Genomic DNA, 26,050 nt, shown 5'->3' with positions numbered 1-26,050 from the left:
CACCGGCCCGCCCCGGGGAAAGGCGCCGTTGACAGCGGCGGCACCGCCTGCTTGTATATACGACAATGACCGTAAACATGGTCAGTTCTACCAGATTTATCAGGAATGCGGGCAACCCGATGACTGTCGACGTAAAGGCCGCCCCCGCGGCCGGGCAATATGAGCTGACGCACCTGCGCTCGCTGGAGGCAGAGGCCATCCACATCATTCGGGAGGTCGCGGCCGAATTCGAGCGGCCGGTGCTGCTGTTCTCCGGTGGCAAGGACTCCATCGTCATGCTGCACTTGGCGCTCAAGGCTTTTCGCCCCGGCCGGCTGCCGTTTCCGGTGATGCATGTCGACACGGGCCACAACTTCGACGAGGTCATCGCCACTCGCGACGAGCTGGTGGCCGAACATGGGGTGCGCCTGGTGGTCGCCTCCGTGCAGGACGACATCGACGCCGGCCGGGTCGTCGAAACCATCCCGTCGCGCAATCCGATTCAGACGGTGACGCTGCTACGCGCGATCCGGGAGAACAAGTTCGACGCGGCATTCGGCGGCGCGCGACGCGACGAGGAAAAGGCGCGCGCAAAGGAGCGGGTGTTCAGTTTCCGCGACGAATTCGGTCAGTGGGACCCCAAGTCGCAACGGCCGGAGCTGTGGAACCTCTACAACGGTCGGCACCACAAGGGAGAGCACATCCGGGTCTTCCCGCTGTCCAACTGGACTGAGTTCGACATCTGGTCATATATCGGCGCCGAGAAGGTCAAGCTGCCCTCCATCTATTTCGCGCACCGGCGCAAGGTTTTTCAACGTGACGGCATGTTGCTGGCGGTACACCGACACATGCAGCCTCGTCCCGACGAGCGGGTGTTCGAGGCCACCGTGCGATTCCGCACGGTCGGCGATGTCACCTGTACCGGCTGCGTGGAATCGAAGGCCGCCACCGTGTCCGAGGTCATCGCCGAGACCGCGGTGGCCAGGCTGACCGAACGCGGGGCGACCCGGGCCGACGACCGCATCTCGGAAGCCGGGATGGAAGACCGCAAACGGCAGGGGTACTTCTGATGGCCGCACCCGCCACCCTTTTGAGGCTGGCCACCGCCGGGTCCGTCGACGACGGCAAGTCCACGCTGATCGGGCGCTTGCTGTACGACTCCAAGGCCGTGATGGAAGACCAGTGGGCGTCGGTGGAACGCACGTCGAAAGAGCGTGGTCACGAATACACCGACCTGGCCCTGGTGACCGACGGGCTGCGGGCCGAGCGTGAACAAGGCATCACCATCGACGTCGCTTACCGCTATTTCGCCACTCCCAAGCGGAAATTCATCATCGCCGACACTCCGGGACACATCCAGTACACCCGCAACATGGTGACCGGTGCATCCACCGCTCAACTGGTGATCGTGCTGGTCGACGCCCGGCACGGCCTGCTGGAGCAGTCCCGCCGGCACGCGTTCCTGGCCTCGCTGCTGGGCATCCAGCATGTGGTGCTAGCGGTCAACAAGATGGACCTGATCGGTTGGGACAAAGAGAAATTCGAGGCCATCCGCGACGAGTTCCATGCCTTCGCCGCACGTCTGGATGTGCAGGACGTCGCCACCATCCCGATCTCGGCGCTGCACGGCGACAACGTTGTGACCAAGTCGGACCAGACGCCGTGGTACGAGGGGCCCTCCCTGCTGTCGCATCTCGAAGAGGTTTACATCGCCGGTGACCGAAACCTGGTCGACGTGCGGTTCCCGGTTCAGTACGTCATCCGGCCACACACCCTGGAGCATCAAGACCACCGCAGCTACGCGGGCACCGTGGCCAGTGGGGTGATGCGGCCGGGAGACGAGGTGATCGTGCTGCCGATCGGCAAGACCACCCGGATCACCGCGATCGACGGGCCCACTGGGCCTGTCGACGAAGCGTTTCCGCCGATGGCCGTATCGCTGACTCTCGCAGACGACATCGACATCTCGCGCGGGGACATGATCGCGCGCACCAACAACCAGCCGAGGATTGCGCAGCAGTTCGACGCCACGGTGTGCTGGATGTCCGATTCCGCGGTGCTCGAGCCCGGCCGCGACTACATCATCAAGCACACCACCCGGACCACCCGAGCCCGGGTCACCGAGCTCGACTATCGGCTCGATGTCAACACACTGCACCGTGACAAGACGGCAAAGGCGTTGCAGCTCAACGAACTCGGCCGGATCTCATTGCGCACACAGGTACCTTTGCTGCTCGACGAATACACCCGCAACGCGAGCACCGGATCATTCATCCTGATCGATCCCGACACCAACGGGACCGTTGCGGCGGGCATGGTGTTGCGCGACGTGTCAGCGCAAACGGCAAGCCCGAACACGGTGCGGCACAAGTCACTGGCTGCTGCCGAAGATCGGGCGGGCCACGGCAGGACAGTGTGGTTCACCGGTTTGTCGGGTTCCGGCAAGTCGTCGGTGGCCATGCTGGTCGAACAGAAGCTGCTTGAAAAAGGCGTTCCAGCTTATGTTCTCGACGGTGACAACCTGCGCCACGGCTTGAACGCGGACCTGGGCTTCAGCATGGCCGACCGGGCGGAGAACCTGCGGCGGCTGGCGCATGTGGCGACGCTGCTCGCCGACTCCGGCCAAGTCGTGTTGGTTCCGGCGATCAGCCCGCTGGCCGAGCACCGCGCGATGGCCCGAAAGGTGCACGCCGACGCCGGATTCGACTTCCTCGAGGTGTTCTGTGACACCCCGCTGGAAGATTGCGAGCGGCGGGATCCCAAGGGGCTGTATGCAAAAGCCCGCGCGGGTGAGATCACGCACTTCACCGGGATCGACAGCCCGTATCAGCGGCCGAAGAAGCCCGATCTGAGGCTTACCCCGGACCGCACGCTCGACGAGTTGGCGCAGCAAGTCATCGATCTGATTGAATCGCGGTCGTGAGTGACCACGAGCTCGCCCACCAGCTGGCCAGCCAGGCGGGCGAGCTGCTCCTCGGTGTGCGCGACGAGCTGGCCGATGCGACTCAATCTGAGCGAAAAGCCGCGGGGGACAAGCGATCACACGACTTTCTGATGCAGGCCCTGGCCCAGTCGCGGCCGGGTGACGCGGTGCTGTCCGAAGAAGGCGCCGATGACCCCGTGCGCCTGCGCTCCGAGCGCGTCTGGATCGTCGACCCGCTGGACGGGACTCGCGAATTCTCCGAGCCCGGCCGCCAGGATTGGGCCGTACACGTCGCGCTATGGGAATCCGGGGAACTCGTCGCCGGCGCGGTGGGCCTTCCGGCGCAGGGCATCACGTTGGCCACACCCCACGTCATCCCGCCGTCCACCGGTCCGGGCTCGCCCCGGATAGTGGTATCGCGTACTCGTCCGCCGGCTATCGCGCTGCAGGTGCGTGAGCGTCTCGGCGGCAGCCTGGTAGAGATGGGGTCGGCGGGGGCCAAGGTCGCTGCGGTCATCCAGGGGCTGGCCGATGTGTACGTCCATGCCGGCGGTCAGTACGAATGGGATTCCGCGGCGCCGGTCGCGGTCGCGCGCGCGGCGGGCCTGCACACCTCGCGCCTCGACGGTTCTGCCCTGCAGTACAACCGGCCCGATCCACTGCTGCCCGATCTGGTGGTGTGCCGCCCGGAGTTCGCCGAGGCGGTGCTCAGCGTCACCGGCTGACTGGCAGAATTCTCCAAATGCGGATGTCGGCCAAGGCGGAATACGCGGTCCGGGCGATGGTCCAACTGGCCGTGGCCACCAGCGGCACCCTGGTCAAGACCGAGGACTTGGCTCAGGCCCAAGGCATACCGCCACAGTTCCTCGTCGACATTCTGACCAACTTGCGCACCGACCGTCTGGTACGAAGCCACCGCGGTCGCGATGGCGGTTACGAGCTCGCTCGTCCGGGAAACGAGATCAGCATTGCCGATGTGCTGCGGTGCATCGACGGGCCGTTGGCAAGCGTCCGCGACATCGGGCTGGGTGACCTGCCGTACTCGGGTCCGACGACCGCACTTACCGACGTGTGGCGGGCGTTGCGCGCCAGCATGCGATCGGTGCTGGAAGAAACGACGCTGGCCGACGTCGCGTCTGGTGCCTTGCCCAGGCACGTTGCGAAGCTTGCCGACGACTACCGCGATCAGGAGAGCGAGCGGCACGGTGCTCCGCGGGTAACGGGTCCTCAGCCGCCGGAGCCGTAGGGACGGGTGAGAATCTCCATTGCGTGTCCCGAAGGGTCCATGAAGTACACCCCGCGCCCGCCGTCTCGGTGGTTGATCTCGCCGGGCCGGTTGGCGCCCGGGTCCGCCCAGTGCTCCAGCCCACGCGATTGGATCTTGCCGTAGATGGCGTCGAAGTCTTCCTCGGAAACGAGGAACGCGTAGTGCTGACGGGGGATCTGTTCACCCTCGGGGACGTCCGCGAAGTCCAGGCTGGCGCCATGCTCGAGCGCGACAACCATGAACGGGCCGAACGGCTCCGGGCCGGGCAGGCCGAACAGTTCAGCGAGAAACTCCGCGGATTCGCGCTTGTCGTGTGACCGGACGATGGTGTGGTTGAAGCTGATAGGCATAACTTCTCCTTCCTATTGACCGCGAGTGCCTATTGACCGCGAGTGTGCGCGTTTGTGCGACGACACGCCGTCCGGGCTGTCATTTTGCGCACGCTCGCGGCGGGTTCACTTCGGTGCGGTCAGCTCCAGGGCGATGTTGTCGGGGTCGCGAAACTCCAGAATGTAGGACGGCCCGATGTCTTTCACCGGCTCATGCCCAATACCGAGTTCGTCGAGATGCGCAGCGGCCGAATCCAATTCGGCTCTACTCGCCATGCGGAACGCAATGTGGTCCAGTCCGGTGCGATCCTCGTCGAAGCGGTCGGTGGCCACCGGCCGCAGCCCCAGCAGTGTGCCACCAAGGTCGTAGATGACACCGCCGAACAGAAAGTCCAACTGGCGCCGCGTTGCCTCGTCGGCGTTCTCGGGCAGCTCGATCAGCACCGGCCAACCGAATACGCTTTCGTAGAACTGCCTGGACCGCTCGATATCGGTGACGGTCAGGCGGACGTGCGCGATGGAAGTGGTGCCTAAGCCCATCGACCCATGCTGCCAGAATCCCATACGTGCGGATAGCAATGACCATGCCGGTGATGGAGCCGGACTTGGATGGGGCCTTGTTGAAGAGCTGGGCGCGCGCCATCGACGAGGGCCCGTTCTCGTCGCTCTGCTGGGGCGAGCGCATCGCGTTCGACAACCCCGACAACCTGACGTTGCTTGGTGCGCTGGCCGCCTGGACCGATCGAGTACGGCTGCTGACGACGGTCATCGTGCCTCAGTTGCACCATCCGGTGATGCTGGCGAAAGCGCTGGCGACAGGCGACGTGCTCTGTGGCGGGCGCTTGACGGTGGGCGTCGGCGTCGGCGGCAGGCACGAGGACTACCGCGCCGTCGGTGCCGACCCGGCGACGCAGACGATGCGTGGGATGGCCGAACGGGTAGCGGTGATGAAGCGGGTGTGGGCCGGCGAGAAGATCACCGACTCGGTGGTGCCGGTCGGGCCGCGCCCGATCCAGGGCGGGGGTCCGCCGCTGTTCGTCGGCAGCATCGGGCCCAAGACCATCCGCAGCGCGGCTGCCTGGGCCGATGGGTTGGCGGGCACCACCCTGGACCTAGATGCCGCCAAGCAGAACGAGCTGTTCGACGTGGCGCGGGAGGCGTGGGCCGCGGTCGGCAAGCCCAAACCTCACCTGGCGACGTCGTTCTGGTTCGCATTCGGGTCACCCGAGCAGGCTCGCGCCCAGATGCACCGTCATCTGCGCCGCTACATGAACTGGATACCGGCCGAGTACGTCGACGCGATGGCGCCGATGACCGGATGGGCCGGCAGCGAAGAAGAGCTGGCCGCGGTGCTGCGAAAATTCGCTGCGATCGGCACCGACGAAGTTCAACTTATCCCGACCAGCTCAGAGATCGGGCAGCTGCGCCGCGCCGCCGATGTGGCGGCCGAATTCGCCTAGCGTGCAGCGGCTTAGCGGATGGGCGTGTCACCTTCCTGGACACCGCTTTGTCCTGCTGGCACGCTGGCGGCGTGGTACGGGTTCGTACGAAGATCTGCGGAATCGGCACGGCCGGCGACCTCGATGCCGCCGTTGCTGCCGGCGCCGACGCTATCGGCCTGATCGTCGGAACCACCCATATCAGTGAAGATGAACTCTCGGTCCAGCGGGCCCAACAGATCGCCTCGGCTGCAGCACCTTTCGTCTCCACCGTGCTGGTAACCCACGTAGTCAGCGCTGAAGCAATTCTTGAGCTGGCGGACCAAGTCGGTGTGGATGTCGTGCAAGTGCATGGTGAAGTCTCGATCGACACCATGCGCGCCGTCTGGCATCACCGTCGCCGCCCATTGCGAGTCATCGGCACGGTCCATGTCACGGGCGAGCAAGCCTTCGCAACCGCGCAACAAGTTTCGGAAGTGTGTGACGCGGTGCTACTCGATACCCGGACGGACGCTCGCCTCGGCGGCACGGGGCTTACCCACGACTGGACCATCAGCCGACGCATCGCCGAAGCACTCCACCATGATGGCCATCCGGTAATCCTCGCGGGAGGGCTTGACGAGTCGAACGTGTCGTCGGCGGTCCGAGTAGTCCGCCCGTACGGTGTCGACGCCAACAGCCGGCTCAAGGGTCCCGAGGGACGGAAAGATTATGCCAAGTGTGAGGCGTTCGTCCGCGCCGCGAATTCCGGCGTAGGAAGATGACAACCGCCGAATCGCTCTGCTGCTCAACGCTCCTGGGCTGTCGCTCTCCCGTCGGTGAGTCGTATCAGCCCGGTTCGGGCGGGCGCTCCTCCAAAGAGGACTGCTGCGGCGGTTGGCCCTTGCGCAGCGTGGCCAACAGTTCGCGGTAGGGACCCACGAGGTATGCGGTGTCGCCGGCGCGCAGCAGGGCGTCGCGGCGGGGGTGCAGCGCGACCGGCGCATCTTGCCGGGTGATCGCGATGACACGCGTCTGAGTCGACAACTCGAACATTCGCAGGCCGTCGAGTTCGCTGCCGCCGGCCACGTGCATCCCGCCGACCATGAACGAGCGTTGCCCGACCGAAAACGTCCCCAGCACCTGCAGGCCCATCGCGGCGCCGATGAACCAGGGCGCGGCCAGTTCGACCGTCGACCGCACGTTGACGAACTCGAACCGCTGCGCCAGTGCCGCCCCCAGTGCACGGTCGTATACGCGCAGCACAACCGGTACATCGGGCCGGTTGACGTCCCCCATGAAGCGGACCCCGAGCATCTCGCGCAATACGATCCCGGTCTCGATGTTCACCATGTCGTCCTGCGTCAGCACCGCCACCGCGCGGGCGGTGTCGACGCGAGCCGATTCCAGCGTCTGGCGCAGCGTCGCGTCCCCGAAGATCACCGGCACGTCCAGATCGGCCGCCGTCGACAGGTAGCGGTTGTTCTCGTCAAGCTCGATAACCGCCACGTCGTATCCCGCGGTGATGAGGTCACGGACGACACGAATGCCGAAGGAGCCGAGGCCGACGACGATGACATGGTTGCGCAGGTGGCGCGCGCGGTGGCGTCCGGCCGATTGGGTGAACCGGCGCGACAGCAGCAGGTCCGCGATGAACGCGACCAGCACCGCCGTGGTGAGCACGCCGGCGAACATCAACATGACGCTGAACAGTCGTAGCCAGGTGGGCTGATGGGAGAAGCTGAAGTCGCCGTAGCCGACCGTCGCGATTGTCTCGGTGCTGAAGTACAACGCGTCGATCCACGCCATGCCCGGGCGCTGATAGGCGAAGCGCAACAAGATTGTTGAGCCGAATAGCACGATGAGCGCTGCGGCTACGGCGCCCCCGAACATCGGGTTGACGTCGCTGCGCAAGGTGCGCGCGGCGTCGAGCATTCGACGTGATCGCCGACGCTGCATGCGCCGCTCGGTCGGACGGGGGAACTTGATACCGCGCGCTGCCAACTCGTCGGCGGTGCCGATCATCGCGGTCCAGTCACCGGCGTGGACCGGCAGATCGCGGCCGGGGCACGCGACAACCTTGCCAGGGTCGGCGGAGTTCTCGCCCGCGATCACCGCGACCGGTGCCAGGTCGCCGAAGATTTCGCGCAGCGTCGCGTTGCGGGGTGCGTCGGTGCCCGAGACGACGAATTTGATGCCGGCCGCCTCAAATGGGTGCATATTGTGCGCCAGACAGGCCTCGACGACGGAGGGCGCGGCCAGTTCGGCGACGTCCAGGATCGCTCCTGGTCCGTTGTCGGCGGCCACCGCCGCTCGCAGCACGTCGTTGGCCAGGCGCGCCACGATCCGCACAGCGGGGTTGGCTTTCCTTGCCAGCAGCGCGATTTCGAGATTCGTCGCGTCGTCATCCCCGGCGCAGATGATGGCTAGCGCCTCTGCGATCCCGGCGTCGGCCAGCTCGGTGGCGTCCGTGATTTTCACGATGCGCGTGCCCGCGTTGTTCAGCTCGTCGACGATCGTCGTCGCCAGCGAGTCGTCACCGCTGACGATGATGTGACCATGCGTGTTCATGCGTTTCAGTTCCCGCATAAACACCCACTTCTGGTGACATCGTCGCCTGTCTGTCTCTATGACTATCAGACAACGTGCGCCAGCACGCAGAATTCGTTTCCCTCCGGATCGGCGAGCACGACCCAGCTCTGTTCGCCCTGGCCGATGTCGACATGGCGTGCGCCCAGCTCCAGCAGCCGGCTGACCTCGGCTTCCTGGTTGTCGGGCCGAAAGTCGAAGTGGATGCGGTTCTTGACGATTCGTCTGTCGGCGACGCGAAGAAACATCCAGGTCGGGCCCGCACCGGGCGGCGGCGTCAACCGCACCTCCCCTTCGTCGTCGATGTCGGGCAGCCAACCCAGCACGCGCGCCCACCACTGTCCGAGCATGGTTGGGTCGGCGGCGTCTATGCATATCTCGTCGAACCTCAACATCGTCACTCCTTTCATCAGCACGGACTTTCACCGACGCGGACGATTGCACTCAGCGTGGCGAGTCGATACTGACAGCGTGCCTTTCATAGAATCCGTCGCGTCCCGTGAGATCTACCGGAATTCCTGGATGGTGCTCCGCGAGGACGACATCCGCCGACCAGACGGCAGCGCCGGCATTTACGCGGTGGTCGACAAGCCGGCGTATGCGCTGGTGGTGCCCTACGACGGAGGCCGTTTCCGGTTGGTGGAGCAATACCGTTATCCCGTCGGGGCGCGACATTGGGAGTTTCCGCAGGGCACCGCTCCCGACCTCGCCGAACTCGAACCGTCTGCCCTCGCGGCGCGTGAGCTGCGCGAGGAGACGGGTTTGCGTGCGGCGTCGCTCGAAGTCCTGGGCCGGCTCGATGCGGTGCCGGGGATGAGTAGTCAGCGCGGATGGGTGTTCTTGGCCACCGGAATATCGGAAGGTCAGGTGGATCGCGAGCATGAGGAGCAGGACATGCACAGCGCCTGGTTTTCCCGCGCGGACGTCGAGCAGATGATTCGCGGTGGAGTCATCGTTGATGCTCAGTCGATCGCCGCCTACGGTCTGTTCCTGTTGCGGACGCGATGAGTTCTGCGGCCGGCCACAGTCGATATCGATATGACGATCACGCAGCGCAACCTCGACGGATATGGAGCACCGTTAATCGAGTGGTCCCGCGTCTATGCCGTGCTGGATAGCCAGTTGCCGCAGGCACCGGGAACCGGCGGCCCGCAGCGTCACACGACCTGGCTCACGACCATCAATCCCGATGGCAGCCCGCATGTGATGGCGGTAGGGGTGATTCGGTCCAGGGGCAATTGGTACTTCACCTCCGGCCCGGCCACCCGCAAGTCGCGTAATCTGGCGCGCGATCCGAGATGCGTAATCAGCGTCGCCACCGAGCCGTTCGACCTCGTCGTCGAAGGCGCCGCCGCTCGGGTAAACGATGCGGACGAATTGCGAACGGTGGCGGCGGCTTTCGCGGCTGACGGCTGGCCTGCCGAGGTCGACGGCGAGGCATTCACGGCGCAGTACAGTGCCCCGTCGGCCGGTCCTCCGCCCTGGTATTGCTACCGAGTGCAGCCGTCCACGGTATACGCCCTCGGCACGTCGGAACCGTTCGGCGCCACACGCTTCGATTTGGACTGATCGCGGGATCGTGTCCGCGGCGATACCTTGCCGCGTCATCGATCCGACAACATTGTCACGGTGCGTCCGACGTTTGCCGTGCTAACCGCCGTTGCGGTGGCGCTATTCGGTGCGTCGACTGTTCCGGCACACGCGGCGACGCCGGCGTGGAATGGAAAGTACTCACTGGTGCGGTACGCCGTCGACAAGTCCGGCACCAGCATGGCCGCTCGTCAGGCCGAGCCCACCTTCAGCGCCGACTACGTCTTCGCGACGGCATGTTCGGCAAGCAAGTGCGTCGCCACTGCCACCGGCGGTCCCGCTCCCAAGAATCCGACGCTGCCCCAGCCATCCCACTACACCTGGGACGGGGCCAAATGGGTTGAGCGCTTCGACTTCCAGTGGGATTGCTATATGGGAGAGGGCATTCCAAAGGTGTGGGCACCTGCGACGTCGTGGGCGTACTACTCGCCTGCGCCGGACGGCACATTGCGTGGTACCTGGCACACCGACATCGGCAGCGGTCCCTGCCGTGGAACCGTCGAAATGCCGGTGGCGGCGTTTCCTTCGGGCTCTCGATGACGTCGACGGGGGTCAACTTTCGGTGTGAATAGTGGGCTTCGCGTGTGCAGCCTGGGCGCAATTTCGCGCCGATTCCCGCCCTACACTCACACCGAAAGCCGTGGATTCACACCGAAAGCCGTGCCAGATCTCCTACGCCGCGGCAATCGTCGACATCAGCGGCCGCAGCGTTTCGAACAGCGGCTGCCGGTCACGAAGATAAAAGTGCCCACCGCGAAGGATCTGCACCGAGAAGTCCGCCGTTGTCCGCGAGCGCCATTCGTGCAAATCGGACTCGCTGACGATCGGGTCCTCACTGCCACCGAAGACATGGATGGGGCAGGGTAGCTCCGCGCTGTCGGCTTCCTCGTCGGTCATGCAGAGCCGCAAGTCGTGCCGCGCGATCGTCAAGGCACGCTCATGCAGTGTGGGCCAGCGCATCAGTTCCGAAGGCAGCCCGCCGATATGCGAAAGGAAGGTGGCGAGCTGCTGGTCGTCGAGCATATCCACAGCATGCAGTGGCGGCGGGAGATGCGGTGGGGCATAGGCAGACAGGAACATCGCCCGCGGCAGCGGAGCACCCTGCGCCGCACGCGTACATGCCAACCGGTATGCCAGCAGGGCGCCGAAACTGTGACCGAAGAACATATGCGGGGCATCGAGGCGGGACTGCAACTGATTGTTCACCTCGTCGACAAGGTGGCGCAGCGTGCTGAACCGCTCGCGGTCGGCGATTTCGACAGGAATCACCTCAAAGGCCGGCTGTAGCGCCCTGTTCCAGGATTTGAACGCCAACCCGCCGCCCCCGGCATGGTGGAAGCAGAACAGCCGCATGGTGTCAGTCGCCCTTCCGATCAGTGGCTTTTGTAGTCACCATCGCGCAAGGTGCTTGGCGGATCCTTGGTGGATTCTCAAAAGATTCGCGTCCGCAGCAATCAGCCCAGCAGGGACAATTCCTCGGCCAGCACCTTGACCGCTAACCGAATCTGTTCCTCGGAGTGGCAGCTGGTGACGAAGAACCGTAGCCGCGCTTTGTCTTCTGGCACAGCCGGATACAGGATCGGGTTGGCATTGATGCCGCGGTGCATCAGGGCGTCCGACAGTCGCAGCGCCTTGGCCGAGCTGCCGACGATGCACGGGATTACCGGTGTGCCCGCGCTGTCTCCGGTGTCGATATTGGCTTCTCGCGCCAGGTTCAGGAAGAGCTCGGCGTTTTCACGCAGCCGGCGCAGGTGTTCGGGCTGCGACCGCATCAGCCGGATCGCCGCCACCGAAGCCGCGGCAATTGGCGGTGGCATACCGGCGCTGAAGATGAACCCCGGCGTCGTGTATTTCAGATATTGGATTACCTCGCGGGTTCCGGCCACGTATCCGCCGCAGCCTGCGAGCGCCTTGGATACGGTGCCGGCCCACAGTTCCACGTCGTCGCGGTTCACCCCGAAGTGCTCTCCGATGCCGCCGCCGCTGCGACCCAGGACACCGATGCTGTGGGCCTCGTCGATCATCAGCAGCGCCTGGTGCTTCTGCTTGACGACGATGAAGGCGGGCAGGTCGGGAAGGTCACCGTCCTGGCTGTACACACCCTCGATGACGACCAGGACCCGGCGGTACTGATGGCGAATGTTGACGAGTATGTCGTCCAACGCGGCGTGGTCGTTGTGCGGGAACGATCGCCGCGTTGCGCCGGAAAGCTTGCAGCCCTGGACAATACTGTCGTGTGCGAGGCTGTCGTGGATGACGAGGTCGCCTTCGCCGAGCAGGTGACCGATCACGGTGACGTTGGTTGCGTGACCGCTGTTGAGGACCATCGCGTCCTCGGTACCGATCAGGTCGGCGAGCTCACGCTCGAGCTCGAGGTGCACTGGCTTCTCGCCCGAGAGCAGCCGCGAAGCCGAGCAGGAGCTGCCGTACTGCACGGCAGCATTCAAGACCGCAGTGGCCACGCCCGGATGACCGGACATGCCGAGGTAGTTGTAACTCGAAAAGTTCAGCACCGCTTCGCCGTTGACGATTGACGTGTCCCGCGTGACCCCGTCGTTCACCACGAAGTAAGGATTGTCGACGCCCAATTCTGCGGGGAGCTTGAGTCGTTCGGCGAAGGCGACGACCTCCGGAAACTGGGCAATTCGGTGCTCGGGTGTCACCGTCGGCGCAGTCGAATCGGGGCAGACTTTGTCCGTGGGCGTGCCACCCACGTGAGCGATGACGTCCCCGACCGTCGTCGCCGTCCCAAACCAGCCTGGATCGATCACGACGCCGGGCGGCCTGCGGGCCAACCCACTGAACAGGTCAGCGACCATGATCGAGTCGAAACCGAGTTCACCCATGATGGTTTGGGTCGCGCGCAGCAAGTGGGCCGGGAAGCCGCTCACCCGCGCCACCTCGGCGCGGACCACTGAGCCGAGATCGTCGACGGACGGAGGCGCCGGCTGCGCGGTCCCCATGCCGGCCTGCGCCAGCGAAGCGAGGACCGCGGCCTGCTCCCTGAACAACGCGACGACATTATCCATCGTTGCTTCCTCGGTGAGCGGAAGCGCGGCGACCGTCGGCAGCTGCGAGTCGACCGTGGCCGGCTGGACCGGCGCGATCCAAGAGCGGTTCGTCGTAGTGAACCGGTAGCCGCTGAGCCGCTGCGGGACATGAGCGTGCGGCGGATAGAGTTTGTCCCACGTCGGGTTCAGTCCATCTCGATACAGTGCCGCGATGGCCTCGGTGAGCTCCGAGCCGGTGGCGTATGGACCGGGAAGCGGAGCCAGCGCTTTCAAGCCGATCGCCGGGTGTGACCGGGTCACCATCGGCAGCAGGTTCCGCTTCGGGCCGAGTTCGATGAGGTGAGTCGGTTCGGCCTGCAGCGCAGCCGATGTCGCGTCCGCAAACCGCACCGTCTCAGCGGCGTGATCAACCCAGTAGTCGGCGTCCATCAGTTCGTCGTCGCCGAGCAAACGGCCACGCAGGGTGGAGAACACCGGGATGCTCGGCGGGGCGAACGCACACGTGTTCGCCACGCCCCGAAATTCTTCGAGCATCGGTTCCATGAGCGGCGAGTGAAACGCGTGCGAGACGCTGAGTTCGCGGACGGACACGCCGTTTTCGCGCAAGATGGCAGTGGCCCGGTCGACCGAGTCGGCGGCACCGGACAGGACCAGTTCGCTGGGTCCGTTCACGGCCGCGACGGCAAGCACGGGATCCGCCTCGACCAAGTGCGCGACGTCGTCGACGCCGGCACGAACGGCGAGCATCTTGCCGGTGCGCGGCAATCGCTGCATCAGCCGGCCGCGCGCGACAACGAGCCGGCATGCATCGTCGAGGCTGAGGACGCCCGCGATCACGGCGGCGGCGAATTCGCCGATGCTGTGTCCGAGCACCCAGGCCGGTTCGGCGCCCAGCTCGATCAGCGCGCCGGCAAGCGCATACTGCACGGAAAAGATTGCCGGCTGAGCGAATTCGGTGCGATTGATCCGATCGTCCGTGCCGAACAGCACGTCCCGAATGGGCTGGCCGACGTATGGCAGCGCGGCGGCCTCGACGGTGGCGAGCGTGGAGCGGTAGGCATCGCTGCTGTCATGCAGCCGACGCGACATCCCCGGATACTGGGTGCCCTGACCGCTGAACAGCCATCCCGCCGCAATGCCCTGCGCGGTACCCGAGACGGCCTCGAGTTTGCCCGCGGGATGGGCGAGCATGCGCAGCCGCCGCACCGCGTCGTCGCGGTCGTCGACGTAGATCGCCAGCCGTGCCTTGCCGGAGGACTTGATGCGGTTGCTCGACCAGCACAACTGGGCGAGAGGCGCTGAACTGCAAGCGATGTCGTCAGCCAGACGAGAGACGTTGAGGTACAGGCCTTCGCGGCTGTTCGACGACAGCGTCAGTACGCCGCCGCCCGATACGACGTGCGCATCGTCTCGCGCCGGAGCGCTTGCCAGTACGACGTGGCAGTTGGTGCCGCCGATACCGAAACTGGACACCCCCGCGTGCACGTTGTCCGAGGGAAGGGGCATCGGTTCGGTGACCAACCGCAAACCGCTTGCAGCGAGCCGTAATTGCGGGTTCTCCTGATCGGCGAAACGCGAAGGTGGCACGACACGGTGGTGCAGGCTCAGCACCGCTTTGATCAGGCCCGCGACGCCCGCGGCACCTTCGGTGTGACCGAGGTTGCCCTTGATCGACCCGATCGCGCAGGGCTCGGCCTGCCGTCGACGGTGGGCGGAGGCCAACGCCTTCACCTCGATCATGTCGCCGAGCAGCGTTCCGGTGCCGTGTGCTTCGAGGAAATTGATCTGCTCGGGTGCGACGCCGGCGGCCCGGTGCGCGGTTTCCACAACCTTCTCCTGAGCCCACCGGTTAGGTGCGGTGATGCCGTTGCTGCGCCCGTCGTTGTTGACGGCGCTGCCTTTGATGACCGCGTAGACGGGCAGGCCATCGGCCAGCGCATCGTCCATCCGCCGCAGCACGACCACGGCGACGCCTTCACCCCGGCCGATGCCGTCCGCCGAGCCGCTGAACGGCTTGCACCGGCCGTCGGGCGCGGACAGGCCGGCCTGCGTGTAGAACACGTTGAGCGCGGGGCTGATGATGATGTTCACACCCGCGGCCAGGGCTTGGTCACATTCGCCGGCACGCAGCGATGCCGCCGCGACGTGCACGGCAACCAGCGATGACGAGCATGCGGTGTCGACCGCGAGGCTGGGGCCCTTGAGGTCGAGCTGATACGAGAGCCTGTTGGCTGTCATGAAATAGCCGTTGCCCGAGCCGGCTTGCGCGGTGATCTGCGAAAAGTCGCGCATGTGCTGATGGGCCCATTCGTTGGCCATCACGCCGACGAAGACTCCGGTGTTGGAGCCGGCCTGCGATCTGGGGTCGAGCGTGGCGTCCTCGAGTGCGCGCCACGCCGCCTGCAGGAGCAGCCGTTGCTGGGGGTCCATGCTCTGGGCTTCGCGGGGGGTGATGCCGAAGAACTCGTGGTCGAAAGCGTCTGCGTCGCTGATGAATCCGCCGGTGCGGTGGTTGACAGCGCCCGGTTTACCGGTTTCGTCGTAGAACTGCTCGACGTCCCACCGGTGCTCGGGCACCTCGGCGATACCCTCGTCGCTGCTCATCAGCAGGTCCCACAGGGCCGCCGTGTCGGGCGCCTTGGGAAAGCGGCAGTCGATCCCGACGATCGCGATGTCGCTTGAGCTCATTGCGTTACCAGTTCCCGGGGTCCGACGGCGTCGCGGATGAAGTCCGCGATATGCGCCAGCGTCGGGTAGTCGAACACCAGCGTGGGGTCGACGTCGATGTCCCAGTGCGACTCGACGTCCCCGACGAGGCCCAGCGCGCGAACCGAATCGACCCCCATTTCGGCGAGCGGAAGGGTCGGGTCGATGGTGTGCGACGGCACCTCGAGGTGGCCGGCGAGCCGAGAGGTGAGCCAGGCGAGCACATTACGAGTCGTCGGCGAGGTGTGCATTAACAGCTCCTTGTTTGCTTTTGATTACGCGATTTCGAAGAGTGCGAGTTGGCCGATCCGCGCGGTGGCGACGGCGGGGTCGATGCTTTCGTGAAGGACATCGCTGAGTTCTCGATGCAGGAAGGCCGTTCGCATGGACGAGCGCTGCACCTTCCCGCTCGTGGTGAGATGAATTCCGTTGCGGCCCACCAGGACCACGCTCGGGGCGGGGATCTCGAACGCGCGCGCCACCCCCACCTTGATCGCGCTGGCCAGTTGAGTCAGCGACATTCCGTCGAGCTGGTCGGTCCGGACCGTCTGGATGACGACCAGGCGCTCGTTTTCGAGTCCGTCGACGGCGACCGCGACACCGCGCGCGGCATAGGTGGCTGGGTGCACGTCCTGCACCAGCTCCTCGATGTCCTGCGGGTACAGATTGCGGCCGTTGACGATCAGCAGGTCTTTGCGGCGGCCGGTCACGTAGAGGTGCCGATCCTTGATCAATCCCAGGTCGCCGGTGCGCAGATAAGGACCCTCACCGTCGGCCGTCTGGCCGCCGAATCGGTCCTCGCTTTCGGGTGCACGGTTGTAGTAACCGCTGGCGACACTGTCGCCGCGCAGCCAGATCTCGCCGACGCTGCCATCCGACAACGGCTGCCGTGTCTCCGGGTCGACGATGCGGACGTCGATGCCGGGGCCGGGGATCCCGGAGCTGACCAGGCTGACGGCCCGTTCCACCGGCGGCGCGAATTCGTTGCGCTCGAGCGCGGCGGCGTCGGCGTCGAGGCATACGAAGGCCTCGGTTTCCGGGGTGGCCGTCGCAAACAGCGTCACCTCGGCGAGTCCGTAACCCGGCCGCATGGCCGACGGACGAAAACCGGCCGGCCCCAGCAACTCGTTGATCGCCTCGATAGTGCGGCGACGGATCGGCTCTGCGCCGTTGAAAGCTACCCGCACGGTGGACAAGTCGAGGCCGTCCAGCTGCTCCGGCGATACGCGGCGAGCGATCAGATCGTAAGAAAAGTTAGGGGCAGCGGTAGCCGTCGCGCGGTACCTGCTGATCGCTTGCAGCAGTCGGATGGGCTGTTTCAGGAAGGCGAGCGGCGACATGATGACCAGGTCCATACCGGCGTAGAAGCACATGATTTGGCTGATCAAGCCCATGTCGTGAAAGTGCGGGATCCAGCCGACCAGTTTCGAGTTGTCGTCGAAGTCCAGGAACTGGGTGATCGCGTATTCGTTGTGCAGGATGTTGCCGTGGGTCACCGCGACGCCCTTGGGGTCGCCCGTCGATCCGGAGGTGTATTGCAGAAACGCGACGGTCTCGGCGGTGAGGTACGGCATCGTCCACGAGGCCCCATCGGAAAACGTCGCCTCGTTCATGGCCATGCATTCGACGTGGTGCTCGAGGTCGAGTCCGCCGATGCCCCTGGCGATCAGGTCGAACAGATTGGCACTGGTCAGCAGCAGGCGGCTGTCGGCGTCGCGAAGGATTCCGGCGACGCGCTTCAGGCTGCGTTGATCGTGGGGAAGCGGCGCAGGCACAGCGATGACCCCCGCATAGAGGCAGCCCAGGAAGGCTCGCCAGAATTCCACCCCGGGCTCGAACAGGAGCACCACCGGCCTGTTGGTTTGTGGCATGTCGGCAAGCCAGGCGGCGACCTCACGCGCACCGCGGTCCAGGTCGCGGAATGACGTCACTTCCTCTACGAGTCCACGGCCGAATTCGCGGAGGTAGGTGAAGCTGCGGGTGTCGCCGTAGGTGTCGAATTGCGACCGGAGGTGTGCAACGAGGTTCTCGTGTCCGAACTGGGCTGTCACGTCGACGGTGCGCGCGTCGGCCGGTAGAGCGGTCATTCGAGTGTCCGAATCCGTGTGGGTTGCTTGACGGTATGACCATTACGCAGCCGCCTTTTCGGATCCTTGGCAAATCCTTGAAGGATTCTTGGAACGCGCGCCTTCTTCCGGCGAGCAGACGCAGAATCGCACGATTCGATGCTGATTCATGCGATTCTGTGTCTGCTCGCCAACGGCGCCTTAGCCGCGGCAACGGCTATGACCACCGAACGAGGTGTCATCGGATCACGCGGAAACGCAAATGGGCCACGCCCGGAGCCTCGAGTACGCGGACGAGCTGGAGATTGGGTCGGCCGGCCTCGAAGCCGTCGAACAGGCGTTCACCCGACCCCAGGATCACCGGGTTGATCTGGAGGTCGATTTCGTCGACCAGCCCGGCGTCGATGGCTTGCCGTGCGCACGATGCGCCTCCCGCGATTGAGATGGCTCGGCCACCGGCAGCCGCCTCGGCCTGGGCGTACGCAGATTCGATCCCGTCGGTGACGAAGTGGAAGGTGGTTCCCCCCGTCATTTCGATCGGGTCGTGGGGATAGTGGGTCAGCACAAAAACCGGGCAGTGATACGGCGGGACGTCTCCCCACCACCCCTTCCAGTCCGAGTCCCCCCATTCGCCGCGAATAGGACCGAACATGTTGCGCCCCATGATGGTTGCGCCCATGTCATCCAGCATGTCTGACATCACTTGTCGGTTGACCGGATGGTCTTTCGCGGGGCCGAGATGCCACTCATGCAGCGTCCTGCCACCGACACCGAGCGGGTGCTCTTCGCTCTGGTCGGGCCCGGCGACGTAGCCGTCGGCAGAGATCGACATCGAAAGATTGGTTCTGGTCAACGCGCCTCCGTTCGAGAGCGATCGGGTACCTCAAGGAAGACCGTTGTGGTCCGGAAAACTCATCGGCAGTTGAGGCGCGCGTTCGTGGGCCGAGCAGACGCAAAAGCACCCAAATCCTCGGCGTGTCGGGTGCTTATGCGTCTGCTCGCCAATGGTCCTGGATGATGGCAGCGTGACGGCGCAGAAGACCAACCACGTGCTACGCATCGGCGAGTCCGAGCCGATATTCGATGCCGAACTGGCGGCGCGCTACGAAATCCCCCGGCTGCCCGACGGTCCGCGACGGGCCGAATTTCTGGCGGAGCATGCGGCCGACATCCGCGTCGTCGTGACTTGGGGCCGTCCCGGTGTCGACGCCGACATCATTGCTGCGCTGCCCAACTTGGAAGCGATCGTCAACAACGGCGCCGGTGTGGATGCAATCGATCTGGCGGCAGCCAAGCGCCGAGGCATCGGGGTCAGCAACACGCCGGATGTGTTGTCGGACACCGTAGCCGACACTGCGGTGGGGCTGATCCTCATGGCAGCGCGCCGGTTCGGCGCCGCCGACCGCTACGTGCGTGCCGGTCGATGGGCGCAGGACGGTCCGTTCCCGTACGGCAGGGACGTCAGCGGCCTGCAGATCGGCATCCTCGGCCTGGGACGTATCGGCTCGGCCATCGCGGTTCGCCTCCTCGGGTTCGACTGTGCCATCGCGTATCACAACCGCCGGCGAATTGACGGGTCGCCGTACCGCTACGTCGAGTCGCCCGTGGAGTTGGCCCAAACGGTCGACGTCCTCGTCGTCGCGACGACGGGCGACCAAAAGACTCGCAATCTGGTGGACCGGGCCGTCCTGGAGGCGTTGGGTCCCGAGGGATACCTCATCAACATTGCGCGCGGCAGCGTCGTAGACCAGGACGCGCTGGTGGAGTTGCTGGAAGCCGGTGGGCTGGCGGGTGCGGGCCTGGACGTCTTCGTCGACGAGCCGCATGTGCCCGCCCAGTTATTGGCCCTCGACAACGTGGTGTTGTTCCCGCACATCGGCAGTGCCACAACGCGGACGCGACGGGCGATGGCGCTGCTCGCGATCCGCAACCTGGACAGTTACCTCAGCACCGGCGAGCTGGTCACGCCCGTGTTGCAGCCGCGTCGTTCATGACGGAGGAAGGCCCCTCTGCAGCTCGCTCACGGTGTCGAGCTGGCGTTGGACCGTGGCGAGGTCGGCTTCAAGAGCGGTCGTGTCGGGCATCGTCGCGGCGGCGGCGTAACGCGCGACTGCGGCTTCGATGGATTCGACTGTTGTCGTGATCGATTGAAGTAACTCGTCTTTGTGGTCGGGCGCAAGCTGCGCGACGGCCACTAGGTGATCGTCAAGGCTGAGTGCGGTCTGTTCCAGATCGGCACGTAGCACAAGTGTTGAACCGGTATCGAGTGCGTTGACGGCGTGCAACGCCGACATCGCATCACGCAGCCTGCGGTGCAGCCGGGCTTCTGGCTCGTGCGATACGGCCCATGTCCGAGGGGCGTGCGTCGGGCGGCCCGGAATCAGTTGATTGGCGCGCGCGACGGCCCGCTGCTGGTTGGCATTGACGACCGCTACCACGGCGACCGCCAAACCCGCGATGACGGCGAGCGTGAGGATCACCGCCATGACGACTTCCATTGGCTACCTCTTGTGGATGTGGTGGGTCGGAACTCGAGTCGAATGATGCCCGTGGGAGCGGAGGTAGACGAAGATCGAGATGACCAGGATCACGACCAGGACGGCAATCGCGATGGCGATCGCCAACTTGACTTTGCTCCACGGCCGATCACCGGCGACTTCGCCAGTGAGCCCGTTGATGCACACCTGGAACGGCCGGTTGCTGTACATGACGGTCAGCAGCCATATCGGCAGCAACAGGTGTTTGAACCCGAGGTAGTTCCAGGTGGTGCGGAGCTGGTGGATGCGCTGACGGTCTCCGCCGATGTTAGAGCGGACCGTCTGTTCGACGGCTTTCTCCATCTCCTGTTTCGCTTCCGGCAGCGCCTGCTCGGCGTCTTTGTCGTAGGTGCGGCACAGGTGGCCGGCGACGAATTCGGGGGAGTATGACCGCGCTTGGTCGATCGGCCACGGCTCGAGCGCCTTGATCCGCTTGCGGTTGAGACTTTCGCCGTCGTTGGCCAGCACGGGCAGGTCGGCGAAGTTGTTGCTCACCTGACCGGCGACGCGGTACCACCTGGTTCGCGTTTCGTATATCGGGTCGCCGTCGCTGTCGGTGCCGACCCGTACTTCGTAATCCTCGCCGCGTTCGCCTTCGTATTGCGTGTCTGTGTCGGCGTCGTAGCTGAAGTAAGCGGTGTACAGGCTGGAGAAGGCGCCGAGTTCGCGGTACCTCTTGAAATCGGTTGGCGCGAACCAGCGCTTGGTCACCCACTTTTCGATGAGCTCGCGGGCCTGTTTCTCGTCGACTCGGAACGGCACCAGGCCGTCGACCGGGAGTCGCGCCGGAGCGTTGTGCACGTCGTCGCGCTGAATGGGTGTCGCGCAGTAAGGACACTTGGTGGCTGTCAGGCTGCCTGCGAATTCTGTTGTGCCACCGCAGTTCTGGCACGCGACTTCCCGCATGCCGGTAACGCTTGGCCCGTCCTGGCGTTGTTGCAACGCCCGTAGTTCCTGCATCGCGCCGCTCAGTTCACGAGATCTGACCGGAGTGTTCGGCGCGGTGATGTCGTAGTAGTTGCCGCAGTTGGGGCAGCGCAGCTTTTGGCTGGCGATGTCGAAGTTGAGCTGACCACCGCACGACGCGCAGGGATAGGTGCGGGTGCGCTCTGTGTGATGGAACATCGCGGGCGCGCCCGGTTGTCCGGCGAACGGCTGAATGGTCGGCGGGGGTGGAGCCGCTGGCGGGCGCTGGAGAGGCGGGGGACCCGCTTGCGGGCGCTGCAGCGGTGGGGGACCTGCTTGCGGGCGCTGCATCGGCGGCGGGCCTGCCGGCGGCCGGGGTGGCAGTGGTGGCGGGCCGCTCTGTGGGCGCGGCAACGGCGGTGGCTGCGCGTGCGGCTGATTGCGCGCAGGATCCATGGGTTCGAAGCTCATTGCTGTGGGAGCGGCGGAGGGGTGCCGGGCAGCGGCGGCGGCGTGCTGAACAGCGACTGGAGCGACGGCACCGTCGACGCGGGAGCCCAGTTTGCCATTCCTTCGGTCCACACCACGGTGTCCCGGGTCAGTTGACCGCTGGCGACGAACTGCCGCAGCCCTTCGATGGGGTACGGACCGGCGGGCTGGCCTTCCCGCTCGAAATGGAATTGCTGCTGCGGCGGCAACGGCGGCGGCGCCCCTTGCGGCGCAAAGTGTTGCGGTTGTTGTGGCTGGGCATAACCGCCCTGCGCCGCATTGGCCATCTGACTGCCTAGCGCAACGCCGAGGCCCGCCTGGATGGCCGAGCCGGCGGCGCCCCCGCCCTCGTTTTGCGCCGCCGCCAACATCGCGTCGGCTTGGCGGGCTTTGGCAAAGCGGTCGAGATCGCCGACATTGTTCAGGAAGCCGCTCTCCTCGAGACCTCGCGCGACACCGCGGGTCATGGCCTGCTGAATCTCCTCAGGCAGCGAGATAGTCATGGTCACGGCGTCGATACCGAGGCCAAACGCCTGTACGCGCTGGGCGACGAACTCGCGCAGCTTGTCTGACAACTCCACCTGTCGGCCCTGTAGATCGATCGCGCCGAGACCGCTGCCCATGACCATGTCGTTGAACGCAAGCGCGATATTGCGGCGGATCATCTCGGTGATCTGGTCCATGTCAACCACGCTCTGGGTACCGAGCACCTGACGCAGGAAAACGGTCGGGTCAGTCACCCTGACAACGGTGGTGCCGTTGGCTCGTACCTGCACCATCTTGAAGTCCGGGTCGCGAACCGTCACCGGCTGCGGTGTGCCCCAACGTAAGTCGGGGTAGGGGCGGGTATTGACGTAGTAGACCTCGGAGCGGAAGGGGCTGTTGAATCCGTACTTCCAACCCTGCAGTGTGCCCAAGATGGGCATGTTCTCACTGGTCAGGGTGTAGTGACCGGGATTGAACTGATCGGCCAGCTGCCCGCGATAGACGAACATGGCGCGCTGACCCTCGCGGACAACCAGCTGAGCGCCGTTCTTGATCTCGTTTTGATACCGCGGGAAGCGCCACGCCAATGTGGTGTTCGTGTCGTCGAGCCATTCGATGATGTCGACGAACTCGCCGCGCATCATGTCTCGCATGCCCATGGTCCTAAGTCCCCTCCTCGGGCGGCCTACTGGCGACGTTGGCGTCACTCAGCGAGCTTGGTCTGCGGATTACGGGCGAATCTTACGCGGCGTTCACCGCGCCGAGATGAGTTTTGCGGCAAAGCCTGACGCCGGACGCCAGTCCCCACGCGCGTGCTCAAGCAGACGATGCGGGGACCCCTGCGGCTCCCGGGTCTTAACCACGCCTAGGTGCTGCGGGCGACGTACTGCGGGCAGTAGGCCGTTGCAGCGTCGACGGCGAATACCTTAGCCCCCTTGGCGCTCAGACCGGTCGCTTCGGCCACTTCGCTGTAAACCTGCTGGCTTGAGTGTCCCTGGTTGAGGGAGTCGCAGACTTTGTGTGCCTCGCTGATGGCGCGCTCAGCGCTTGGCGGAGTGATCCCGTCCGCCTGTATCTGGGCGAGGAATGCGTCGTCGACCGCGCTCGCGCTGGCGGTGCCAGCGAAGCCGAGTGCGGTAAAGCCAAGAGTGGCGGCAGTCAAGGCGCTGCCGGCCAAGGGGGCGGTAAGTCGATGAGAAGACATCGCGATCTCCGTGTACTGACCTCGGTGGTGACGAACGCTGGATGGCGTTGTCCCCACACTCAGCAGCCAGCCTTGATGAATTCTCAATAAATCCTTGGCGTGATCGAGACGCGCTGAGAACCCTAGGCTTGTAGACGTGTACGAGGGACGCTATGACGGGCACCGCATGATTGATGCGAGCTCCGGAAAGACCGTCTTTCGAGTACGTGGTCCACGGATCGTCGATGTCAACTCACGCCGATTAGTGTTTCGCATTCCCGACGACAGCCGGATTCTCGATGCCGACAGGACGCAGCTACTGTTTCGCATTCGCGACGATGGGCGCGTCGTCGACTCCGATAGCGGTGAGCTGAGGTACCGGCTCAGACGCTGATTGCGCTATCCGAAAGTAAGCTATTCGCTCTGACGGCTACTACCAATTGCAGACAGATCCCCACTCAAGGAGTCGCTATGACCTATCGCCGTGTGGTGGTCGTGCTCACCTCCTTATTGCTGACACCCAGTGCTCCCGCCCCAGCTCATGCCCAGCCGCCGACGCAGTGCTTGACCAACACTCCTAAGGGCAAGCAGGTCTACATTCCCTGTGATCTGCTCAACGCCCGCGTCAACTACCCGCCGGGGCAACGCTGTCAGGACCTGGGACCGCTCGACGGCTATCCGAAGGATGTGCGCGAGTGGTGTGGCTAATCGCACCACAACCACATTGCTATGCAAGGATTTTGAACTCGATGACAGCTGGCTGACTGCCGGCCGAGGCTAGGTGCTGCTATGTCGGGCGGTTTCCAGCCGTTCACCCGCGCCCAAGACTTTGGTCCGCCCCCGGCCGTCGAGGGCACCTCGCGTCGCTGCAGCGACCGACGGAGAAGGGCCGCCCCTTATTGGCTGACAACGACGAAACGAGCCGTTTCGGCAAGTGAATGCTGTTTCCGGTTTCGCTGAAGTCGGGACGGGTAGGCCGTGTATTAGGCGCGTGGGGGGAGCCGGCACTACTCGCGCTGCTTAGTCCTCGGTAGTCATGAAGCGGCTACCGAGGGCGTCTGCACCTACTAGATTCGCCGTCAGGGACTTTAGATCCGCCGTCAGGGACTTCCGGCTAGACGCGCAGTAGTGCGCCGCTGGGCAAACCCGGCAGGGGAGGAACTTGCTGCGTGCCCACTGCACTCGTTCGCAACCCGTCCCACTGCCATCCCCGCTGGAGGTGAGGTGATGGGCATGCGCCGCGATGTTCTGATAGCGGTTGTGACGACGACCGTGACCATCATCGCGGCGGGCATAGTGCTTATAGCCCTGATCGCGGTGGCGATGGTCTTGATCGATCAGCCACGTACGGAAAAGTCGCCTCGGCCGAGTGTTCCGACAACGTCGGCACCACCGCTGCCCCTGTAGGCAACGAAACAAGCCGCGTCCGAACGAATGGGGGCCTCGACGCACGAACGTGCCGCAATAACGGTAGGACGCACAATACCGATAAGGGGTACCGCGTCTTTGATCGACTGCACGAGACGTCGCGCGCAAACTGTGCGATTGCACGGGTCACTCACATCAGGCCCAAATAAGACAGGAATGGTCTGACTTTCATATACCGGTCGGTTGTGAAAATCGTCCAGCAATGAAGTAAGCGGCATAGGATCGCTTTGCCCGGGCCAGAACCGTTGAGATCCCGCCGCACATCAGGGCCGATATCAAAGCGCATCTGGATTCCAACACGAAACCCGAAGTCCGAGAGCTTGAACAGCCGGTCTGAGCCGATTGCACCCCCGTCCGTGGATTCGTACCTTCAAACGCAGGTGGCTTGAGTAGATTGTTGACGCTACCCCCGCGCCCCGCGGCGCGTTGCAGTGTTGGTATAGGCCAAGGAGTTGGAAGTGGGAGATTCACGGGAGTCGGTCATTCGTAAGTTCTTCGATACATGGCCCCGATCTGACGTCAATGAAATGATCGCTTTTTTCAGCAATGACGCTGTTTATACCGACGGTCCGCGCGGAACGTTCAAGGGTAAGGAGGCAATCAAGACCGAGATGGAAGCGTTGGTGGAGTTAGTGCCTACCACCACGCCTGATGTCAAGAATCTCGTCGTGAGCGACAGCGTCGTGATGGTGGAGCGCATTGACGTGTTTCAGATGGCGGGCGAGACGTTCGACGTTGAAATGGCAGCGGTTTTTGAAGTCAACAGCGATGGACTAATTTCACGCTGGCGTGATTACTATGACCTTCGGTCGCTCGAAGAGCGTGTGGCTGAGCGGTTAGGGTCTGCCAGCACCGGTTCATAGGACTGATCCCGCACTTTTCTGGATCGGATAGGTAGGCCGGTTCAGATGGTCGCTGTAGCAACCTTCAAAAGCACTGCCTAGCAAGTCTTTCGATTCCGCTAGTTACAGTGCCCCCGGCAGGATTCGAACCTGCGGCCTTCTGCTCCGGAGGCAGACGCTCTATCCCCTGAGCTACGGGGGCGCACCCAAACCATGCTGCGCCAATGGGCCCGAACAGACTAACTCATCGGCATGACCGCCTGACCACCGCAACGGATTCGGGGCGCGAGCACACTAGCCA

Annotated in this window: 25 protein-coding genes and 1 tRNA gene; 12 read left to right on the top strand and 14 right to left on the bottom strand. The window is 64.5% G+C overall.

Annotated elements, in window-relative coordinates; translation table 11 throughout:
- Positions 1-65 precede the first annotated feature (65 nt).
- The 4 genes from cysD to A5791_RS09910 are packed head-to-tail and all read left to right on the top strand — an operon-like array spanning position 66 to position 4,148.
- Entirely contained in the window at positions 66-1,049 is a 984-nt protein-coding gene (gene cysD / locus A5791_RS09925; protein WP_197504644.1) for a sulfate adenylyltransferase subunit CysD, read from the top strand.
- Positions 1,049-2,902 (top strand): adenylyl-sulfate kinase, encoded by a 1,854-nt coding sequence (cysC, locus tag A5791_RS09920; RefSeq protein WP_067234700.1) that lies wholly within the window; start codon positions 1,049-1,051, stop codon positions 2,900-2,902. The genes cysD and cysC overlap by 1 nt, the downstream gene beginning before the upstream one ends.
- A complete protein-coding gene (locus tag A5791_RS09915) occupies positions 2,899-3,627 on the top strand; it encodes a 3'(2'),5'-bisphosphate nucleotidase CysQ (RefSeq protein WP_067234697.1) in 729 nt (242 codons plus the stop codon). Before cysC ends, A5791_RS09915 begins: the two co-directional genes overlap by 4 nt.
- 17 nt (positions 3,628-3,644) lie before the next feature.
- The gene (locus tag A5791_RS09910; protein ID WP_067234694.1) at positions 3,645-4,148 is read left to right on the top strand and encodes an RrF2 family transcriptional regulator; all 504 of its coding nucleotides are present in this window, start codon (positions 3,645-3,647) and stop codon (positions 4,146-4,148) included.
- Here A5791_RS09910 and A5791_RS09905 read toward each other — a convergent pair.
- Positions 4,130-4,519, bottom strand: a complete 390-nt coding sequence (locus A5791_RS09905) for a VOC family protein (protein ID WP_067234689.1) — start codon at positions 4,517-4,519, stop codon at positions 4,130-4,132. The two genes, A5791_RS09910 and A5791_RS09905, sit on opposite strands and share 19 nt — an antisense overlap.
- 105 nt (positions 4,520-4,624) lie before the next feature.
- The gene (locus tag A5791_RS09900; RefSeq protein ID WP_067234781.1) at positions 4,625-5,038 is read right to left on the bottom strand and encodes a VOC family protein; all 414 of its coding nucleotides are present in this window, start codon (positions 5,036-5,038) and stop codon (positions 4,625-4,627) included.
- Between the two features lie 38 nt (positions 5,039-5,076).
- Here A5791_RS09900 and A5791_RS09895 point away from each other — a divergent pair, with 38 nt between their 5' ends.
- Positions 5,077-5,958 (top strand): LLM class flavin-dependent oxidoreductase, encoded by an 882-nt coding sequence (locus A5791_RS09895; RefSeq protein ID WP_067234686.1) that lies wholly within the window; start codon positions 5,077-5,079, stop codon positions 5,956-5,958.
- 71 nt (positions 5,959-6,029) lie between these two features.
- Positions 6,030-6,701 (top strand): phosphoribosylanthranilate isomerase, encoded by a 672-nt coding sequence (locus tag A5791_RS09890; RefSeq protein WP_067234682.1) that lies wholly within the window; start codon positions 6,030-6,032, stop codon positions 6,699-6,701.
- A gap of 64 nt (positions 6,702-6,765) precedes the next feature.
- Here the strand turns inward: A5791_RS09890 and A5791_RS09885 are convergent, their stop codons facing one another.
- Positions 6,766-8,505, bottom strand: coding sequence for an NAD-binding protein (locus A5791_RS09885; protein WP_067234679.1), 1,740 nt, complete (start codon positions 8,503-8,505; stop codon positions 6,766-6,768).
- A gap of 47 nt (positions 8,506-8,552) precedes the next feature.
- Positions 8,553-8,900: a VOC family protein gene (locus tag A5791_RS09880; protein WP_067234779.1), complete on the bottom strand. Its 348-nt coding sequence runs from the start codon at positions 8,898-8,900 to the stop codon at positions 8,553-8,555.
- A 127-nt stretch (positions 8,901-9,027) separates the two neighbouring features.
- On the opposite strand from A5791_RS09880, the gene A5791_RS09875 reads away from it, so the two are divergent.
- The 3 genes from A5791_RS09875 to A5791_RS09865 are packed head-to-tail and all read left to right on the top strand — an operon-like array spanning position 9,028 to position 10,635.
- Entirely contained in the window at positions 9,028-9,513 is a 486-nt protein-coding gene (locus tag A5791_RS09875) for an NUDIX hydrolase (protein WP_231995844.1), read from the top strand.
- A 30-nt stretch (positions 9,514-9,543) separates the two neighbouring features.
- Positions 9,544-10,074 (top strand): pyridoxamine 5'-phosphate oxidase family protein, encoded by a 531-nt coding sequence (locus A5791_RS09870; protein ID WP_067234672.1) that lies wholly within the window; start codon positions 9,544-9,546, stop codon positions 10,072-10,074.
- A gap of 60 nt (positions 10,075-10,134) precedes the next feature.
- Complete coding sequence (locus A5791_RS09865) at positions 10,135-10,635, top strand: hypothetical protein (protein ID WP_369828041.1); 501 nt, start codon at positions 10,135-10,137, stop codon at positions 10,633-10,635.
- A 132-nt stretch (positions 10,636-10,767) separates the two neighbouring features.
- Here the strand turns inward: A5791_RS09865 and A5791_RS09860 are convergent, their stop codons facing one another.
- The 5 genes from A5791_RS09860 to A5791_RS09840 all read right to left on the bottom strand — a co-directional run bounded on the left by A5791_RS09860 (position 10,768) and on the right by A5791_RS09840 (position 18,731).
- A complete protein-coding gene (locus A5791_RS09860) occupies positions 10,768-11,448 on the bottom strand; it encodes a thioesterase II family protein (protein ID WP_067234669.1) in 681 nt (226 codons plus the stop codon).
- A gap of 101 nt (positions 11,449-11,549) precedes the next feature.
- A complete protein-coding gene (locus A5791_RS09855) occupies positions 11,550-15,794 on the bottom strand; it encodes a type I polyketide synthase (protein ID WP_067234665.1) in 4,245 nt (1,414 codons plus the stop codon).
- The gene (locus A5791_RS09850; RefSeq protein WP_067234662.1) at positions 15,791-16,063 is read right to left on the bottom strand and encodes an acyl carrier protein; all 273 of its coding nucleotides are present in this window, start codon (positions 16,061-16,063) and stop codon (positions 15,791-15,793) included. The genes A5791_RS09855 and A5791_RS09850 overlap by 4 nt, the downstream gene beginning before the upstream one ends.
- Positions 16,064-16,087: 24 nt before the next feature.
- A complete protein-coding gene (locus A5791_RS09845) occupies positions 16,088-17,899 on the bottom strand; it encodes a fatty acyl-AMP ligase (protein WP_067234659.1) in 1,812 nt (603 codons plus the stop codon).
- Between the two features lie 217 nt (positions 17,900-18,116).
- A complete protein-coding gene (locus A5791_RS09840; RefSeq protein WP_067234656.1) occupies positions 18,117-18,731 on the bottom strand; it encodes a dihydrofolate reductase family protein in 615 nt (204 codons plus the stop codon).
- A gap of 151 nt (positions 18,732-18,882) precedes the next feature.
- Between A5791_RS09840 and A5791_RS09835 the strand changes: the two genes are divergently transcribed.
- On the top strand, positions 18,883-19,872 hold the full coding sequence (locus A5791_RS09835; protein ID WP_369828040.1) for a 2-hydroxyacid dehydrogenase: 990 nt from the start codon (positions 18,883-18,885) through the stop codon (positions 19,870-19,872).
- Here A5791_RS09835 and A5791_RS09830 read toward each other — a convergent pair.
- The 4 genes from A5791_RS09830 to A5791_RS09815 form a co-directional block, all read right to left on the bottom strand.
- Positions 19,867-20,376, bottom strand: a complete 510-nt coding sequence (locus A5791_RS09830; protein WP_067234653.1) for a hypothetical protein — start codon at positions 20,374-20,376, stop codon at positions 19,867-19,869. The two genes, A5791_RS09835 and A5791_RS09830, sit on opposite strands and share 6 nt — an antisense overlap.
- Before the next feature lie 3 nt (positions 20,377-20,379).
- Positions 20,380-21,540: a hypothetical protein gene (locus tag A5791_RS09825; protein WP_231995842.1), complete on the bottom strand. Its 1,161-nt coding sequence runs from the start codon at positions 21,538-21,540 to the stop codon at positions 20,380-20,382.
- A gap of 248 nt (positions 21,541-21,788) precedes the next feature.
- Positions 21,789-22,955 (bottom strand): SPFH domain-containing protein, encoded by a 1,167-nt coding sequence (locus A5791_RS09820; RefSeq protein WP_067234646.1) that lies wholly within the window; start codon positions 22,953-22,955, stop codon positions 21,789-21,791.
- A 206-nt stretch (positions 22,956-23,161) separates the two neighbouring features.
- On the bottom strand, positions 23,162-23,500 hold the full coding sequence (locus tag A5791_RS09815; RefSeq protein WP_067234643.1) for a DUF732 domain-containing protein: 339 nt from the start codon (positions 23,498-23,500) through the stop codon (positions 23,162-23,164).
- Between the two features lie 450 nt (positions 23,501-23,950).
- Here A5791_RS09815 and A5791_RS09810 point away from each other — a divergent pair, with 450 nt between their 5' ends.
- Both A5791_RS09810 and A5791_RS09800 read left to right on the top strand, forming a co-directional pair.
- Positions 23,951-24,187, top strand: coding sequence for a hypothetical protein (locus tag A5791_RS09810; protein WP_067234639.1), 237 nt, complete (start codon positions 23,951-23,953; stop codon positions 24,185-24,187).
- A 1,178-nt stretch (positions 24,188-25,365) separates the two neighbouring features.
- A complete protein-coding gene (locus A5791_RS09800) occupies positions 25,366-25,770 on the top strand; it encodes a nuclear transport factor 2 family protein (protein WP_197504642.1) in 405 nt (134 codons plus the stop codon).
- A gap of 108 nt (positions 25,771-25,878) precedes the next feature.
- Here A5791_RS09800 and A5791_RS09795 read toward each other — a convergent pair.
- Positions 25,879-25,951: transfer RNA gene (locus tag A5791_RS09795), tRNA-Arg, on the bottom strand.
- Positions 25,952-26,050 lie beyond the last annotated feature (99 nt).

Source organism: Mycobacterium sp. 852002-51163_SCH5372311 (genome assembly GCF_001667115.1).
GTDB lineage: Bacteria > Actinomycetota > Actinomycetes > Mycobacteriales > Mycobacteriaceae > Mycobacterium.
The sequence above is the reverse complement of the archived record's forward strand: the minus strand, read 5'-3'. Positions and strand labels throughout refer to the sequence as shown.